The 16,298-nt window shown below is 74.1% G+C and carries 15 protein-coding genes; 9 read left to right on the forward strand and 6 right to left on the reverse strand.

Translation table 11 applies throughout. The features are described 5' to 3' along the window. Window positions 1-67: 67 nt before the first annotated feature. Entirely contained in the window at window positions 68-271 is a 204-nt protein-coding gene (locus ACFYWG_RS20270) for a hypothetical protein (protein WP_369193543.1), read from the reverse strand. A gap of 9 nt (window positions 272-280) precedes the next feature. Beyond that, window positions 281-919 (reverse strand): 2-phospho-L-lactate guanylyltransferase, encoded by a 639-nt coding sequence (gene cofC / locus ACFYWG_RS20275; RefSeq protein WP_376332009.1) that lies wholly within the window; start codon window positions 917-919, stop codon window positions 281-283. Window positions 920-1,076: 157 nt separating this feature from the next. Here cofC and ACFYWG_RS20280 point away from each other — a divergent pair, with 157 nt between their 5' ends. Genes ACFYWG_RS20280 through ACFYWG_RS20290 form a run of 3 tightly spaced genes read left to right on the forward strand, consistent with a single transcriptional unit; the run spans window position 1,077 to window position 4,140 of the window. Next, window positions 1,077-1,907, forward strand: coding sequence for a lysophospholipid acyltransferase family protein (locus tag ACFYWG_RS20280; protein ID WP_385416146.1), 831 nt, complete (start codon window positions 1,077-1,079; stop codon window positions 1,905-1,907). After that, entirely contained in the window at window positions 1,904-2,923 is a 1,020-nt protein-coding gene (locus ACFYWG_RS20285) for an NAD(P)H-dependent glycerol-3-phosphate dehydrogenase (RefSeq protein WP_376332012.1), read from the forward strand. Before ACFYWG_RS20280 ends, ACFYWG_RS20285 begins: the two co-directional genes overlap by 4 nt. Before the next feature lie 59 nt (window positions 2,924-2,982). Continuing rightward, window positions 2,983-4,140 carry a D-alanine--D-alanine ligase family protein gene (locus ACFYWG_RS20290; RefSeq protein WP_389202576.1) on the forward strand — a complete coding sequence of 386 codons (1,158 nt, stop codon included), beginning with the start codon at window positions 2,983-2,985 and terminating at the stop codon, window positions 4,138-4,140. A gap of 36 nt (window positions 4,141-4,176) precedes the next feature. On the opposite strand, the gene ACFYWG_RS20295 is transcribed toward ACFYWG_RS20290, so the two are convergent. Both ACFYWG_RS20295 and ACFYWG_RS20300 read right to left on the reverse strand, forming a co-directional pair. Then, a complete protein-coding gene (locus tag ACFYWG_RS20295) occupies window positions 4,177-4,692 on the reverse strand; it encodes a DUF3515 domain-containing protein (RefSeq protein ID WP_383510354.1) in 516 nt (171 codons plus the stop codon). Window positions 4,693-4,712: 20 nt separating this feature from the next. Then, window positions 4,713-4,946: an Lrp/AsnC family transcriptional regulator gene (locus ACFYWG_RS20300; RefSeq protein ID WP_158990895.1), complete on the reverse strand. Its 234-nt coding sequence runs from the start codon at window positions 4,944-4,946 to the stop codon at window positions 4,713-4,715. A gap of 206 nt (window positions 4,947-5,152) precedes the next feature. Here ACFYWG_RS20300 and ACFYWG_RS20305 point away from each other — a divergent pair, with 206 nt between their 5' ends. After that, window positions 5,153-6,118 (forward strand): thiamine-phosphate kinase, encoded by a 966-nt coding sequence (locus ACFYWG_RS20305; protein ID WP_376332017.1) that lies wholly within the window; start codon window positions 5,153-5,155, stop codon window positions 6,116-6,118. Then, window positions 6,115-6,906, forward strand: coding sequence for a bifunctional hydroxymethylpyrimidine kinase/phosphomethylpyrimidine kinase (thiD, locus tag ACFYWG_RS20310; RefSeq protein ID WP_383686252.1), 792 nt, complete (start codon window positions 6,115-6,117; stop codon window positions 6,904-6,906). Before ACFYWG_RS20305 ends, thiD begins: the two co-directional genes overlap by 4 nt. Before the next feature lie 116 nt (window positions 6,907-7,022). On the opposite strand, the gene rpmB is transcribed toward thiD, so the two are convergent. Then, complete coding sequence (gene rpmB / locus ACFYWG_RS20315) at window positions 7,023-7,208, reverse strand: 50S ribosomal protein L28 (protein WP_003993230.1); 186 nt, start codon at window positions 7,206-7,208, stop codon at window positions 7,023-7,025. 265 nt (window positions 7,209-7,473) lie between these two features. On the opposite strand from rpmB, the gene ACFYWG_RS20320 reads away from it, so the two are divergent. Further along, on the forward strand, window positions 7,474-9,492 hold the full coding sequence (locus tag ACFYWG_RS20320; protein ID WP_389202580.1) for a DAK2 domain-containing protein: 2,019 nt from the start codon (window positions 7,474-7,476) through the stop codon (window positions 9,490-9,492). Window positions 9,493-9,513: 21 nt separating this feature from the next. Here ACFYWG_RS20320 and ACFYWG_RS20325 read toward each other — a convergent pair whose 3' ends face one another. Further along, window positions 9,514-12,507, reverse strand: coding sequence for a tetratricopeptide repeat protein (locus tag ACFYWG_RS20325; protein WP_389202582.1), 2,994 nt, complete (start codon window positions 12,505-12,507; stop codon window positions 9,514-9,516). Between the two features lie 237 nt (window positions 12,508-12,744). On the opposite strand from ACFYWG_RS20325, the gene recG reads away from it, so the two are divergent. The 3 genes from recG to coaD all read left to right on the forward strand — a co-directional run bounded on the left by recG (window position 12,745) and on the right by coaD (window position 16,192). Then, window positions 12,745-14,982 (forward strand): ATP-dependent DNA helicase RecG, encoded by a 2,238-nt coding sequence (gene recG, locus ACFYWG_RS20330; RefSeq protein WP_376332025.1) that lies wholly within the window; start codon window positions 12,745-12,747, stop codon window positions 14,980-14,982. A gap of 116 nt (window positions 14,983-15,098) precedes the next feature. Beyond that, the gene (rsmD, locus tag ACFYWG_RS20335) at window positions 15,099-15,686 is read left to right on the forward strand and encodes a 16S rRNA (guanine(966)-N(2))-methyltransferase RsmD (protein WP_376332026.1); all 588 of its coding nucleotides are present in this window, start codon (window positions 15,099-15,101) and stop codon (window positions 15,684-15,686) included. Window positions 15,687-15,712: 26 nt separating this feature from the next. Further along, a complete protein-coding gene (gene coaD, locus ACFYWG_RS20340) occupies window positions 15,713-16,192 on the forward strand; it encodes a pantetheine-phosphate adenylyltransferase (RefSeq protein WP_383508100.1) in 480 nt (159 codons plus the stop codon). The last annotated feature ends 106 nt before the right edge of the window (window positions 16,193-16,298 follow it).

The following is a 16,298-nucleotide window of genomic DNA, read 5'->3' on the forward strand; positions in this document are numbered from 1 at the left end:
CCGGGTACTCACACGCCGGGCCGGACTCCCCTGGGGAGTCCGGCCCGCGGCGCGTTGCGGCGTGTGATCAGAGGGTCTGCAGGGTCACCAGAGTGATCCTGAGGTCCTTCCCGGCGCCCTCGGCCTCGATGCGGACCCGCTGGCCCGGACGCAGCAGCAGCAGCCCGCCCGCGTCGAACGCCGCCGCGTCGAAGGGCACCGGGGTGCCGTCGTCCAGGAGCACCTGCCCGCTGCGGCTCTCGGGGTCGTACGTGTACGCGGTCGCCTGCATGGCGGCAGCCTACTGCCCGGGTATCAGCAACCGCGCGGCGGCCGCGGCCGTATGAGGGCCGACCCCCAGGGCCAGCGCGGTGCGCAGGTCGTCCCCGGTGTCCACGTCCTGGCGGACCGAGTCGACGCCGGCCAGGGCCAGTTCCACGGCCCCGGACGCCCGGTGCCGGGCGCGCGAACCGGCACCGAACGCGGGGCGCAATTCCCGGCCCGGGGCGGCGGCCAGCAGGGTCGTGCCGATTGCGGCGGCGTCCGCGAGAAATGCGCGCGGGAATTCCCCGGCGGCGTCCAGCACCCGGGACAATTCGCCGGGGCGCAGGGCCGGCAGATCGGCGTTGAGCGCCGCCACCCGGGCCGCCGGGCGGCCCGAGCGGACGACGGCCGTCCCGTGGGCCAGGGCGGCGTTGAGACCGCTCGCCGGTTCGTCGGGGACGATCGAGGCGCCCAGGGCAGCCAGCTCGCGGCCCGCCCGGCCGTCGTCCGTGACGACCGCCACATCCCCTACCGCCGGGCAGGCCAGCGCCGCCGCCACGGTGTCCTGGGCGAAGGCGAGCGCCAGTCCCGGCCGCAGCCCGTCGTCCGCGGTGTCCGCGAGCCTGCTCTTGGCCCGCGCCAAGGGTTTCAGGGGTACGACCAGGGTCCACTGCACGGGGGTCCGTCCTCCTCTTGTCGCGCTCATTGTCACCCGGGGCCTGAGGTGCGCGGCGTGCCGGGGCGTACGGTGTTCTCGACAGACCGGCGGCCTGGGGCGACACTTGTGCGGCCCCCCGAGGCCCCCGCTTCAGGCCCTGAAGGAAGGTGTCCGCGTGTCCCGCCGCAGAATCGGCTTCTGGTACCGCTTCGCTGCGGTGATCTGCAAACCGCCGCTGGTGGTACTGCTCAAGCGGGACTGGCGCGGAATGGAGAACATTCCGGCCGAGGGCGGATTTATCACCGCGGTGAACCACAATTCACACATCGATCCCTTCGCTTACGCGCATTTCCAGTACAACACCGGACGCGTTCCGCGATTCCTCGCCAAGAGCGGTCTTTTCAAGAAGGGATTCGTGGGCGCCGCGATGCGCGGCACCGGCCAGATCCCCGTCTACCGGGAGAGCACGGACGCGCTCAGCGCCTTCCGGGCCGCGATCGACGCCGTGAACCGCGGGGAATGCGTCGCCTTCTACCCCGAGGGCACCCTCACCCGCGACCCGGACGGCTGGCCCATGACCGCCAAGACCGGGGCCGCCCGCGTCGCCCTGCAGACCAAGTGCCCCGTGATCCCGGTGGCCCAGTGGGGCTGCAACGAACTGCTGCCGCCGTACGCGAAGAAGCCGCACCTGCTGCCGCGCAAGACGCACCGCGTGCTCGCCGGGCCGCCGGTGGACCTGTCCCGGTTCTACGACCGGGAGATGACCGCGGACCTGCTGAAGGAGGCGACCGAGGTCATCATGGCCGCCGTCACCGCCCAGCTGGAGCAGATCCGCGGCGAGAAGGCACCCGAGACGCCCTACGACCCGCGCCGGGAGCGGATCGAGCAGCGCCGCCGCACACAGGCGCAGGCGGGACGGGGCGGGCAGCAGCCCGAACGCACGGTGCCCTCCGCACCACCGTCGCAGACCTCGCAGTCGACGCAGGAAGAAGGGCTGGGCACGTGAGCAAGCCGGTCAAGCCGGTCAAGGCGGCCGTCCTGAGCGCCGGTTCGTGGGGCACCGCCTTCGGCATGGTGCTCGCCGACGCCGGGTGCGAGGTCACCCTGTGGGGACGCCGCCCGGAACTCGTGGAGGCGATCAACTCCACCCGGACCAACCCCGACTACTTCCCGGGCGTCGAGCTGCCCGACGGCATCCGCGCCACCACCGATCCCGCCGAGGCCGCGGCCGGCGCGGACTTCACGGTCCTGTCGGTGCCCTCCCAGACCCTGCGCGGCAACCTCGCCGAGTGGACGCCGCTGCTCGCCCCGGACACCGTGCTGGTGTCGCTGATGAAGGGCGTCGAACTCGGCTCCGCGATGCGGATGAGCGAGGTCATCGACGACGTGGCCAAGGTCGGCCAGGACCGGATCGCCGTCGTCACGGGCCCGAACCTGGCCCGGGAGATCGCCGCGCGGATGCCCGCCGCCGCCGTGGTCGCCTGCACCGACGAGGCCGTCGCCCGGCGGCTCCAGGCCGCCTGCCACACCCCCTACTTCCGCCCGTACACCAACACGGACGTGGTGGGGTGCGAACTGGGCGGGGCCGTGAAGAACGTCATCGGTCTCGCCGTCGGCATCGCGGACGGCATGGGGCTCGGCGACAACGCCAAGGGCTCCCTCATCACCCGCGGCCTCGCCGAGACCACCCGGCTCGGCATGGCCCTCGGCGCGGACCCGCTGACCTTCTCGGGGCTGGCGGGCCTGGGCGACCTGGTGGCCACCTGCTCCTCGCCGCTGTCGCGCAACCACACCTTCGGCACCAACCTCGGCAAGGGCATGACCCTGCAGGAGACCATCGCGGTCACCAAGCAGACCGCCGAGGGCGTCAAGTCCTGCGAGTCCGTGCTGGATCTGGCCCGCAGGCACGGCGTCGACATGCCGATCACGGAGACGGTCGTCGGCATCGTGCACGAAGGCAAGCCTCCCGTCGTCGCTCTCAAGGAGCTGATGTCGCGCAGCGCGAAGCCCGAACGACGCTGAGCGACGCGGCCCCCGCGGCGCTGTCTCCGGGCCCTACCACCGGGTACTCTCATCGCGATATGAGCACCGAGAACCTCCCCCAGAGCCCCGAGCAGCCGCCTCGCAAGCCGCGTGTGGCCGTCGTGTTCGGCGGGCGCAGTTCCGAGCACGGGATCTCCGTGGTCACCGCCGGCGCCGTCCTGAAGGCCATCGACCGGACCAAGTACGACGTCCTGCCGATCGGCATCACCCAGGACGGCCGTTGGGCGCTCACGGCGGACGAACCGGAGCGGATGGCCATCGTGGACCGGCGGCCCCCGAGCGTGGACGCCATCGCCGAGTCCGACGAGGGCGCGGTGATCCTGCCGGTCGACCCCGCCAGCCGCGAAGTCGTCTACAGCGAGCCGGGGTCGGTGCCCAAGGCGCTCGGTGAGGTCGACGTGGTCTTCCCGGTGCTGCACGGCCCCTACGGCGAGGACGGCACCCTGCAGGGGCTGCTGGAGCTGTCCGGTGTCCCGTACGTGGGGTCGGGCGTGCTCGCCTCGGCCGTCGGCCAGGACAAGGAGTACATGAAGCGGGTGTTCACCTCCTTCGGGCTCAAGGTCGGCCCGTACGTGGTGATCCGGCCGCGCGAGTGGGACCGCGACCGGGCGGCGGCCCGCAAGAAGATCGTGGACTTCGCCGGCGAGCACGGCTGGCCGCTGTTCGTGAAGCCCTCGCGCGCGGGTTCCTCCATCGGCATCACCAAGGTCGAGGACCTCTCCGGCCTGGACGAGGCGATCGACGAGGCGCAGCGCCACGACCCCAAGATCCTGGTGGAGGCGGCTCTGCGCGGCCGCGAGATCGAGTGCGGCGTCCTGGAGTTCGAGGACGGCCCCCGCGCCTCCCTGCCCGCGGAGATCCCCCCGCCCCAGGCGCAGGCGTACTACGACTTCGAGGCCAAGTACATCGACTCCACGCCCGGCATCGTGCCGGCGCCGCTGACGCCGGAGGAGACGGCCGAGGTGCAGCGCCTGGCCGTCGACGCCTTCGAGGCGGCGTCCTGCGAGGGGCTGGTCCGCGCGGACTTCTTCCTCACCGAGGACGGCGAGTTCGTGATCAACGAGATCAACACCATGCCCGGCTTCACGCCCATCTCGATGTATCCGCAGATGTGGCAGGCGAGCGGGGTGAGCTACCCCGAGCTGATCGACCGGCTGGTGCAGGCGGCCCTGCGCCGCCCGACCGGCCTGCGCTGAACAGGCGGGCCGGGCTCGCGCCCGGCCGCACGATCTTCAGGAGGCGATCCCCTTGGGGATCGCCTTCTTCACGGCCGGGGCCAGGTCGATCAGGGCGGCGGAGCTGTCGACCCCCTCCGGGACCTGGACCTCGACGTACGCCTCGCGGTTGGCGGTGGTGAACCGGTGGCCGCCGCCCTGCCGTTCCATGAGCCAGTCGACGCCGTTCACCCCGCCGGCGACCGCGTCGGAGTCCCGCCCCTCGGCGACCTTCGGATCGACCATCTTCGGCGGCTGCGGCACACCGCAGCGCAGTATGATCGCCGGGCTGCCCCAGGCCGCCGTCAGCGCCGACGCGGGCTCGGGGTCCCCGCGGCGCTCACCGTCCACCTCCGCGGGCAGTACCTTGTCCAGGTTCCGGCACAGTTCCGCGGCCTTCGCGTGCGGACTGGGAACCGCCGCCGACGCGCTGTCGTCTGCTGAGGAGCAGCCCGCCGCAGTGATCAACAGCGCGACAGCGGGCAGGCGGGACAGGCGGCGAACATGACGGTGCCGGTGACGGAAGGAGTTCACCGGCCCAGGGTAGACGGGGGCTACAGATGGACGACCGGGCAGGTCAGGGTACGGGTGATGCCGTCCACCTGCTGGACCTTGGCGACCACCATGCGGCCCAGGTCGTCGACGGTGTCGGCCTGCGCCCGCACGATGACGTCGTACGGTCCCGTCACGTCCTCGGCCTGGATGACCCCAGGGATCTTGGCGATCGTCTCGGCGACGGTCGACGCCTTGCCGACCTCCGTCTGGATCAGGATGTACGCCTGTACCACGGAACCTCCAGGGCGGCCACGAGGATCATGTGGGGAAAAGGAACGCCACGGTATCGCGTCGCCGCTCGCCGCGGGGAGACCCGCGGGACCCGGGTCTTGCGCGCCGGGGCCGGTGTCCGGCACAACTTGACGGTCACCTCGACGGTAGCGAGGACCGGGACGCCCCGCGACCGGGAACGGACAGGGACAGAAGGGGAGCAAGCGCGATGAAGGGCACTGTTGGTGAGCTCGGTGAGTTCGGGCTCATCAGGGAGCTCACCTCCCGTCTGACCACCACGCCGGCCGTCCGGGTCGGCCCCGGCGACGACGCCGCCGTGGTGGCCGCGCCCGACCGCAGGGTCGTGGCCAGCACGGACATCCTGCTGGAGGGCCGGCACTTCCGCCGCGACTGGTCGACGGCCTACGACGTGGGCCGCAAGGCGGCCGCGCAGAACCTCGCCGACATCGCCGCCATGGGCGCCGTGCCGACCGCGCTGCTGCTGGGCCTGGTGGTTCCGGCCGAGCTGCCGGTGACCTGGCCGAGCGAGCTGATGGACGGCCTGCGCGACGAATGCCAGGTCGCGGGTGCCGCCGTGGTCGGCGGCGACGTCGTGCGCGGCGACTCGATCATGGTGTCGATCACGGCGCTCGGCGACCTGCGCAACCAGGAACCGGTGACGCGGGCGGGCGCCCAGCCCGGCGACCTCGTCGCGGTGACCGGCTGGCTGGGCTGGTCGGCGGCCGGGTACGCGGTGCTCTCCCGCGGCTTCCGCTCGCCCCGGGCGTTCGTGGAGGCCCACCGGCGCCCGGAACCCCCCTACCACGCGGGTCCGGCCGCCGCCGGGCTCGGGGCGACCGCCATGTGCGACGTGAGCGACGGGCTGATCGCCGACCTCGGGCACATCGCCGAGGCCAGCAAGGTCCGCATCGACATCCGCTCCCAGGCCATCGACATCCCGTCGCAGATGAACGACATCGGGCAGGCCGTCGGCGTCGACCCGATGCAGTGGGTGCTGACCGGGGGAGAGGACCACGCCATCGTGGCGACCTTCCCGCCCGACGTGAAGCTGCCCGCGCGCTGGAAGGTCATCGGCGAGGTCCTCAACCCCTCGGCGCTGCCCCAGGTGACGGTCGACGGGGCGCCGTGGACCAGCAAGGGCGGCTGGGACCACTTCGGGGACCTGGACTCATGATCCCCCACGTCCTCACGGTGGCGGGCTCCGACTCCGGCGGAGGCGCGGGCGTCCAGGCCGACCTCAAGACCATGCTGGCGCTCGGTGTGCACGGCATGAGCGTGATCACGGCCGTGACCGCGCAGAACTCCCTCGGCGTGCAGGGCGCTTGGGAGCTGCCGGTGGAGGCGGTCCGGGCCCAGTACCGCAGCGTCGTCGACGACATCGGCGTACGGGCGGTCAAGACCGGCATGCTCGCCTCGGCGGAACTGGTCGAGGCGGTCGCCGAGTTGCTCGCGGGGACGGACGCCCCGGCGGTCGTCGACCCGGTGGGCGTCTCCAAGCACGGCGACTCCCTGCTCGCCGCGTCCGCGCTGGACTCGGTGCGCACGAAGCTGCTGCCGGTCGCGACGGTGGCGACCCCGAACCTCGACGAGGTGGCGCAGCTGACCGGTGTGCGCGTCGAGTCGGAGGCGCAGCTGCGGCAGGCGGCGCGGGCCGTGCTGGACCACGGCCCGCGCTGGGTGGTGATCAAGGGCGGCCATCTGTCCGGGGACGCCGTGGACCTGCTCACGGACGGGTCCGAGGAGCACTGGCTGCGGGCGCCGAGGCATGACAACCGCCACACCCACGGCACCGGCTGCACCCTCGCCTCGGCGATCGCCGCGCAGCTCGCCAAGGGCGACTCCGTCCCCGAGGCGGTGGCCGCGGCCAAGCGGTACGTCACCGGGGCGATCGCGGCCGGGTTCGCGCTCGGCGCCGGCATCGGGCCGGTGGACCACGGCTGGCGGTTCCGGCCCGGCTCCTGAGCTCCGGCCCGCACGCGAGGGGCGTCCCTGAGCGTCCGGGCATGGCAAAAAGCCGGCCCACCCGGAGGTGGACCGGCTCTGCAGCGAACCAGCAGTGGCCGCGCGCTAGCTGAGCGTCAGCGCGAGACCTTGCCGGCCTTGATGCACGAGGTGCAAGCGTTCACGCGCTTCGGCGTCCCGCCCACCACGGTACGCACACGCTGGATGTTCGGGTTCCAGCGACGGGACGTACGGCGGTGCGAGTGCGAGATGTTGTTGCCGAAGCCCGGCCCCTTGCCGCAGACGTCGCAGTTGGCAGCCACGGGTCACTCCAAAGACTTCAGATGCACTTACGGTTGATCCCGGCATGCCGGGATCGAGATCCTTGGGCTCGGGAGCCGGCTGGATCTGAGTGGCGCTGCCAGGGGGAAGGCCCGATCGGATCGGGCAACCGGAGCAGCATACAACGGCTGCACCCGTAGAGCGAAACTACCATGGCAGCTCAGGGGCCCGCCCCGGCCCTCCTCCGGCGGACGGTGCCCCCGGGGTCTACGCTGCCAGCCACGTCCAGCAGCTCAGGGAGGCGCAGTGGCGCAGGTGCCGCAGACATTCTTCGATGCTCTCGCGGTGCGCACCTGGTGCGGCCTCGCGCTGGAGACCCTGGGACGGGCGCGCGAGGAGATCGACGCGATCAACGTCTACCCGGTGGCGGACGGGGACACCGGCACGAATCTGTACCTCACCGTGGAATCCGCCGCCGGCGCCGTGGAGGCGGTCTTCGCGGGGCACGCGGCAGGCCCGGCCCGGCCCGCCGGAAGCGGCGTCGACGGCCCGACCCTGGCCGACGCCGTCCGGGCGATGGCGCACGGGGCACTCATCGGGGCCCGCGGGAACTCCGGCACGATCCTCGCCCAGCTGCTGCGCGGCATGGCCCAGGTGCTGGCCGGCTGCGAGAGCGCGCAGGCGGGCGGCCACGATCTGCGCCTCGCCCTGCGGCACGCGGCCGACTCCGCCCGTGAGGCCGTCGCCCACCCCGTCGAGGGCACCGTGCTGACCGTCGCCTCGGCCGCCGCCGCGTCCGCGGAGTCCGCCGGGGGCGACTGCGGGACGGTGGCCCGTGCGGCCTACGCGGGAGCCCGCACGGCTCTCGCCGAGACCCCCTCCCGGCTGCCCGTCCTGGAACGCGCCGGGGTGGTCGACGCCGGCGGGCGCGGGCTGGTCGCGGTCCTCGGGGCGCTGGTGGAGACCTTCACCGGGGAACGGCCGCGCGGACCGGCCGGGCACGCGGGGCGCGTCCCGGAAGCCCGGGACTCCGGGCGAAGGGCCGCCGGGGCGGTGGAGGCCGCCGGGAGGGTGCGGGCCGCCGAGGCGCTGCGCGCTGCGGAGGCCCTGCGGGCCCCGGAGGCGCCGGGCACCGCCGGGGAGCACGCGCGCGTGGTGGTCCGGCCGGTCCCGGAGGGTCCGCGGGCGGCTTCCGCCACCGGGCCGGAGGGATCCGGTGTGCCGGGCCTCACGGCCGGTGCCGATCACCGCGGGACGGGGGAGCCGGACGCGCCGGGCGGCGGGGACGCTTCGCACGCGCGCGTGGAGACGCCCGCGCGCGCGGAGTCGCTGCCGGACGCCGTTCCGGTCTGCGCCGAGCCGGGCGAGGGCTCCGGCGGCGTGGACGAGGCCGGCCAGGACGGACCCGCCTTCGAGGTGATCTACCTCCTGGAGGCCGGGGACGCGGCGGTCGCCCGCCTGCGGGCGCGGCTCGACGGTCTCGGGGACTCACTCGTGGTGGTCGGGGGCGACGGTCTGTGGAACGTCCACGTCCACGTCGACGACCCGGGCGCCGCCGTGGAGGCCGGCATCGAGGCCGGGCGGCCGTACCGCATCCGCATCACCCACTTCGGTGCCGGTGACGTGCACACCACCGGCGCCGAGCGCCCGCCCCGCGAGCGCGCCCAGCGGGCCGTCGTGGCCGTGGTGCCCGGCGAGGGCCTGGCCGGGCTCTACGCCGACGCCGGGGCGACGACCGTGCTCGCCCGGCCCGGGGAGCCGCCGGCCAGCGGAGAGCTGGTCCAGGCCGTACGGCGGGCCCACGCGCGCGAGGTGGTGCTGCTGCCCAACGACGCCGAGCTGCGCCACACCGCGGCGGCGGCCGCCGAGCAGGTCCGCACGGAGGGTGTCCGCGTGGCCCTCATCCCGACCCGGTCGGCGGTCCAGGGCATCGCCGCACTCGCGGTGCACGAGCCGGAGCGGCGCTTCGACGAGGACGTCGTGTCGATGACCTCGGCCGCCGGCGCCACCCGCTACGCCGAGGTCACCGTCGCCGAGCACGAGTCGTGGACCATGGCCGGCATCTGCCAGGCCGGGGACGTCCTCGGCCTGATCGACGGGGACGTGGCCGTGATCGGCCCGGACCTCACGACGACCGCCGAGACCGTCCTGGAGCGGATGCTCGCCGCCGGGGGCGAGATGGTCACCCTGGTGCTGGGCGAGGACGTCCCCGACTCCGTTGGCCGGCACCTGGAGGCCCGGGTCCGCGAGGGCCACCTCGCCGTCGACACCGTCGTGTACCGGGGCGGACGGCAGGGGGCCCTGCTCCTCATCGGCGTGGAGTAGGGGACCGGCAGCCGTCACGGGTCAGGCCGGCCGGTCCGCCACGAGGTGGAGCAGCCGCTCGGCCTCCGCCCGCCGGTCCGCCACCGTCTCCCGCTCGCTCTCGGACCCGTCCAGGCCGTCCCCGTCGCCGCAGCCGCCGTAGGTGTCGTACCCGTCGTACGCGGCGAGCACCCCGCGCGCGCGTGCCCGCGCCTCGGCGGTGCGGCCCAGCCCGGCCTCCAGCCGTCCGGCCGCGAGTTCGGCGCCGGTGCGGTCGTGCAGGGCGTCCTCGCCGAGGGAGGTGAAGGCCCGCACCGCGAGCCTGAGTCGGGCGAGGGCCTCCTCCAAGGCCGCACGCCCCGGGCTGTCTTCGAGGTCGGACGTCTCGCCGCAGGTGGCCGATCCGGCCAGCAGGTCGCCGAACTGGCGGTGCGTGTCGCCGAGTTCGGCGGTGAGCAGCCGTCGGGTCTCCGCGTCTCCGGCTGCTTCGAGCGCCGTCGCGCACTCCCGGACCGCGCTCGCCATGAGCTCCCGCGCCCGGTCCGGCCCCTCACCCGCGTCCGCGTCCGCCGCCAGCCAGGCGCGGGCGCGCAAGGCACGGACCAGGCCCGGGGTGTCGCCCAGCCCGCGCCAGAGGTCGCCCGCGCGCGCGTAGGCGCGATCCGCCTCGGCGGTCAGGCCCGCCTTCCCGAACGACTCCCCGGCCAGGTGGGCCAGGGTCGCGTGGTCGTGCTGCTCCGGCCAGGCGCGGGCGATCTCGGCGGCCCGCAGGCGCCGTTCGGCGGCCGCGCGGTGCTCACCCAGCTCGCCCAGGCAGTCGCCGAGCCACCACAGCGTCTGCACGACCACCTCCTCGCCGTGCGTCCCGGCGTCCAGGTCGGGCAGCGCGCACTCCAGCACCTCCGCCGCCTCGGCCCACCGGCCCTGCGCCAGCAGCAGACCGCCGAGCTGCTGGCGCGCCCAGGCACCCAGCGTCGCGCTCTCCCCGGCCTCGTCGGCCCAGTGCGCGGCCTCCAGGGCATGCGCCGCGGCCTCCGCGGCGTCGCCCCGGACCCCGGTCACCTCGGCGAGCTGGAGGTGCAGCCGGGCCCGGCCGGGCGGCTCCAGCTCGGCTCCGCCGTGCTCCAGGGCCGCCCGCAGCGCACGCTCGGTCCCCGTCGCGTCGCCGAGCCGGTGCGCCAGGGTGGCGAGCCGGGCCTCGTACTCCACCGCGAACCAGGGCAGTCCCGCCGCGACGAACGCCGCCGCGCCCTGTGCGAACAGCTCGGCCGACGCCCGCAGGTCCCCGGACATTTCCGCCAGCTCACCGAGCATGGCCCGCGCCTCCGCGGCCCGGGCCGCCAGCCGCACGTCCCCGCCGTCCCGCCCGTCGACGAGCGCCAGCACCTCACGGACCGCGGCCTCCGCCCCGGCCCGCACCGCCCCGGCCCCGGGCTCCGCCGCCTCGTGCACCGCGCGCATCAGCACCCGGGCCCGGCCCATCAGCACCGACGCCGTCTGCCGCAGGCCCGTTCCGTCCGCGGCGTAGAGCGCCAGGACCTCCTCGTACGGACCGGCCACGGCGGCGGACGCCGCGGCGACGTCCCCCGCCAGGGCCCGTACGTACGCCGCACGCGCGCGTGCGGCCAGGGCCTCTCCCGGATCGCCCGCCGCCGCGTACAACGCGGCGGCCTGCTCGAACAGTTCGACACCGTCCGCGCCGAGGGCCGTCGCCGCGTGTTCGGCGATCTCGGCCCGGTCGCGCGCGTCCAGCTCGGCGCCCAGGGCGTCGGCCGCATCCGCGACGGCGGCCCAGGCCTCCACGGCGTTCGGCCGCAGGGTGTCCGACAGCCGCCGCGCCTCGGCCAGCAGGGCGGGCAGGTCCGGCCCGCCGGCCGGTGCGGGACCGGGCGCCGCCGGGGGAGCGGGGGCGGGAAGAGGCCGGGCCGGGCGCACTCCCAGCGGCAGCCGGTCCGCGAACGGCTGCCGCTCCATGCGGGCCCGGGTCCGCTCACCCACGTACGCCGTGCCGTTGCGCGCGTCGAAGCGCGCGGCCAGGGCGAGGGCGTCCGCACGCGCGTGTGCGGCCAGTTCGCGCGCGGTCCACTCCCGGCCGGCCGGTCCCGGCGCCTCCAGCCCGCCGCACCCGAGCCGGACCAGACGGCCCATGAGCAGGGCCACCGCGCTCAGGAACTCCAGCCTGCTGCGCGGGTTCCCGTCGTCCGTGAAGTACGCCGGCCGCTCGGCGAGCAGCTCCAGCCCGCGCGCCTCGTTGCCGGTCAGCGCGCAGAACTCCACGTGCGACGCACAGGCGCCCCGCATGCTCTCCATCCCCCGGACGAGCCGGAAGCCCCGCAGGTGAGCCGCCCCCGCCTCGTCCAGGCGGCCCAGCCGCAGGAGCGGCAGCAGGGACGACGCCAGGACCGTGTGGGGCTCGTGGGCGCAGGCGTACGCGCCCTCCAGCACCGGCCGCCACAGCCGGAGCGCCTCCGCGTCGCGGCCCCGCTCCGCCTGCCACCAGCCCTGCGTGTGCAGCTCGCACGCCGGGCAGTCGGCCATGCCGTCCGGGTCGGCGGCCAGCCACGCGGCGTACGCCCGCCCGGCCCGCTCCGGATCCCCGACCTGCGCCGCCACCCGGTGCTCGGTGCCCCGCACGGCCCGCTCGGAGTACCCGGCGATCCGGTGGCGTCGCTCCATCTCACCGAGGCACTCCTCGACCGCGGCGAGCGGCACGTCCGGCCGGTCGAGCATGCCGACGGGAACCCACGTGAACGCCCGGTGCAGCGCGTGCGCCTCGTCCGCGTCGAAGTCCCCGGGCCGTTCGTCCCACATGCGCAGCAGGCGCGTGAACGGGGCGAGCATCCGGCCCCTGTCGCCGCTGTGGTTGCAGACCCTCACCAGGTGCCCGAGCGCCTCGATCACGGCGAGCGGCTCACCGAGCGCCTCGGCCGCAGCCACCAGCTCCTCCGCGCGGGCGGTGCGGCCCGGCCCCTCCGGCCGCCCCGCGTTGTCCGCCAGGGCCCGGCGCAGGGCGTCGATGTCCGCGATCCCGCTCATGCGTGTGCGTCCTCAGGGTGGGTGGGCGCCCCCGGCGGGCCGGCGAGCGCCCGTTCGGGCAGCCGGTTCCGGGGGGCGGGGTGATCGGGGCCGGGCCGGCCGGAGCCTGGATGGTCGGAAGGAGCCGGAGGCGCGTCATCCTAGAGCCCGTGCCCACCGCCTGAGCAGCGGTTTCCCGGAACTTTACGACAGCGGTGCCCGGGGCCCTGCGGGCCGATGTCAGTGACGTGGTGTGCAATGGATCTCGTGCCCGCACTGGAAGAACCCCTGCGCCAACCGCTGAAGTCGGTGCTCGGCCCCGCCACCGCGAAGGTGATGGCCGAGCACCTCGGCCTGCACACCGTCGGAGACCTGCTCCACCACTACCCGCGCCGCTACGAGGAGCGCGGGCAGCTCACCCACCTCGCCGACCTGCCCATGGACGAGCACGTCACGGTGGTCGCCCAGGTCGCCGACGCCCGGCTGCACACCTTCGCCTCCGCCAAGGCCCCGCGCGGCAAGGGCCAGCGCCTGGAGGTCACGATCACGGACGGCAGCGGCCGGCTCCAACTGGTCTTCTTCGGCGCGGGCGTTCACAAACCCCACAAGGAGCTCCTGCCGGGCACCCGGGCGATGTTCGCCGGCAAGGTGTCCGTCTTCAACCGCCGCCTGCAACTGGCCCACCCCGCCTACGAGTTGCTGCGCGGCGACCCCGACGAGCCCAGCGCCTCCGTCGAGTCCTGGGCGGGTGCCCTCATCCCGATCTACCCGGCCACCGCGAAGCTGGAGTCCTGGAAGATCGGCAAGGCGGTCCAGACCGTCCTGCCCACCGCCCAGCAGGCCGTCGACCCGCTTCCGGACGCCCTGCGCGAGGGCCGCGGGCTGGTTCCCCTGCCCGAGGCCCTGCTGAAGATCCACCGCCCGCACACCAAGGCCGACATCGAGGACGCCCGCTCCCGCCTCAAGTGGGACGAGGCGTTCGTCCTCCAGGTCGCCCTCGCCCGCCGCCGCCACGCGGACGCCCAACTCCCCGCCGTTCCCCGCAAGCCCGCCCCGGACGGCCTCCTCACCGCCTTCGACGCCCGCCTCCCCTTCACCCTCACCGAGGGCCAGCAGCGCGTCTCCCGGGAGATCTTCGACGACCTGGCCACGGAGCACCCGATGCACCGGCTGCTCCAGGGCGAGGTGGGCAGCGGCAAGACGATGGTGGCCCTGCGGGCCATGCTCGCCGTCGTCGACGCGGGAGGGCAGGCTGCCATGCTCGCGCCCACCGAAGTCCTCGCCCAGCAGCACCACCGGTCCATCGTGGAGATGATGGGCGAGCTGGCCGAGGGCGGCATGCTCGGCGGGTCCGAGCAGGGCACCAAGGTCGTGCTGCTGACCGGTTCGATGGGCGCCGCCGCCCGTCGCCACGCCCTGCTCGACCTCACCACCGGCGAGGCCGGCATCGTCATCGGCACGCACGCCCTGATCGAGGACAAGGTGCAGTTCCACGACCTGGGCCTGGTCGTCGTCGACGAGCAGCACCGCTTCGGCGTCGAGCAGCGCGACGCCCTGCGCGGCAAGGGCAAGCAGCCCCCTCACCTGCTGGTCATGACCGCCACGCCCATCCCGCGCACGGTCGCGATGACGGTCTTCGGCGACCTGGAGACCTCCGTCCTGGACCAGCTCCCCGCCGGCCGTTCGCCGATCGCCAGCCATGTCGTCCCGGCCGCCGACAAGCCGCACTTCCTCGCCCGCGCCTGGGAACGGGTCCGCGAGGAAGTGGGCAACGGCCACCAGGCGTACGTCGTCTGCCCCCGCATCGGCGACGAGGAGGACACCCCGGGCAAGGCCGGCCGGAAGAAGGCGCAGCAGGCCCCCGAGGACGCGGCGGACAAACGCCCCCCGCTCGCCGTGCTCGACGTGGCGGACCAGCTGGCCAAAGGCCCGCTCCAAGGGCTCGGTGTCGAGGTCCTGCACGGCCGTATGCACCCGGACGACAAGGACGCCGTCATGCGCCGTTTCGCCGCCGGCGAGACCGACGTGCTGGTCGCCACAACCGTCATCGAGGTCGGCGTCAACGTCCCCAACGCCACCGCCATGGTGATCATGGACGCCGACCGCTTCGGCGTCTCCCAGCTCCACCAGCTGCGCGGCCGCGTGGGCCGCGGCTCGGCCCCGGGCCTGTGCCTGCTGGTCACCGAGATGCCGGAGGCGAGCCCGGCCCGCCAGCGCCTGGCCGCGGTCGCCTCCACCCTGGACGGCTTCGAGCTGTCCCGCATCGACCTCGAACAGCGCCGCGAGGGCGACGTCCTCGGCCAGGCCCAGTCCGGCGCCCGCACCAGTCTGCGGATGCTCGCGGTCATCGAGGACGAGGAGATCATCGCGGAGGCCAGACGGGAGGCGACGGCCGTCGTGGCCCAGGACCCCGAGCTGACCCGCCTCCCGGCGCTGCGCACGGCCCTGGACGCCCTCCTGGACGAGGAGAGGGAGCAGTACCTGGAGAAGGGATGAGACGACAGGGCCCGAACACCGGCACCAGCCCCGGGCGTGAGCCGCGGGCGGCTACCGCCGCGCGGGCCCGACCGGCCACACTGGTACCGAAAGCCGTTCACGAGCAAGGACCGCAGATGACCCGCGTGATCGCCGGCACGGCCGGCGGACGTCGCCTGGCCGTACCCCCAGGCACCGGAACCCGCCCCACCTCCGACCGCGCACGCGAAGGTCTCTTCTCCACCTGGCAGTCCCTCCTCGGCGGCCCCCTGGACGGCGAGAGGGTCCTCGACCTCTACGCCGGGTCCGGAGCCGTCGGCCTGGAGGCCCTCTCCCGGGGCGCGGGGCACACCCTGCTCGTCGAGGCCGACGCACGGGCGGCCCGCACCGTCCGCGAGAACGTGAAGAACCTCGGTCTCCCGGGCGCCGAGGTGAGAGCGGGCAAAGCGGAACAGATCATCCGCACCGCGCCCCCCGCCGACCCCTACGACCTGGTGTTCCTCGACCCGCCCTACGCCGTCACCGACGACGATCTTCGGGAGATCCTCCTCACACTCCGCTCGGAGGGCTGGCTCGCCGAGGAAGCCCTCGTCACCGTGGAGCGCAGCACCCGAGGCGGGGAGTTCCGGTGGCCCGAGGGCTTCGAACCTCTGCGGGCCCGTCGCTACGGCGAGGGAACGTTTTGGTACGGTCGCGCCGCCTCTACGTGCGAAGACGCACGATGACCGGACCGGAGAGCGAGGGATCACAAGTGCGCCGCGCCGTCTGTCCCGGGTCGTTCGACCCGATCACCAACGGACACCTCGACATCATCTCGCGCGCCTCCAGGCTGTACGACGAGGTCTACGTCGCGGTGATGATCAACCAGTCCAAGAAGGGCCTTTTCGAGATCGAGGAGCGGATCGACCTGATCCGCCGGGTCACCGCCGAGTACGGCAACGTCCGCGTGGAGGCCTTCCACGGCCTGCTCGTCGACTTCTGCAAGCAGCGCGAGATCCCCGCCATCGTCAAGGGCCTGCGCGCGGTGAGCGACTTCGACTACGAGCTGCAGATGGCCCAGATGAACAACGGCCTGTCCGGGGTGGAGACCCTCTTCATCCCCACCAACCCCACCTACAGCTTCCTGTCGTCCTCCCTGGTCAAGGAGGTCGCGACCTGGGGCGGCGACGTCTCCCACCTGGTGCCCGCGGAGGTCCTCGAGGTGCTCACCGCGCGCCTGCGCAAGGACTGACCGCGTCCCCGGCGTCCCGGCGGCGGGCTGACGGACCCTCACCCGGTGTTCCCCGCGGCCCCGTGGCCGTACAGTCGTCCCGTCCGTCTCCAACGCATCTGTAGAG

The sequence above is a fragment of the Streptomyces sp. NPDC003456 genome, from assembly GCF_042878735.1.
Classification (GTDB): domain Bacteria; phylum Actinomycetota; class Actinomycetes; order Streptomycetales; family Streptomycetaceae; genus Streptomyces.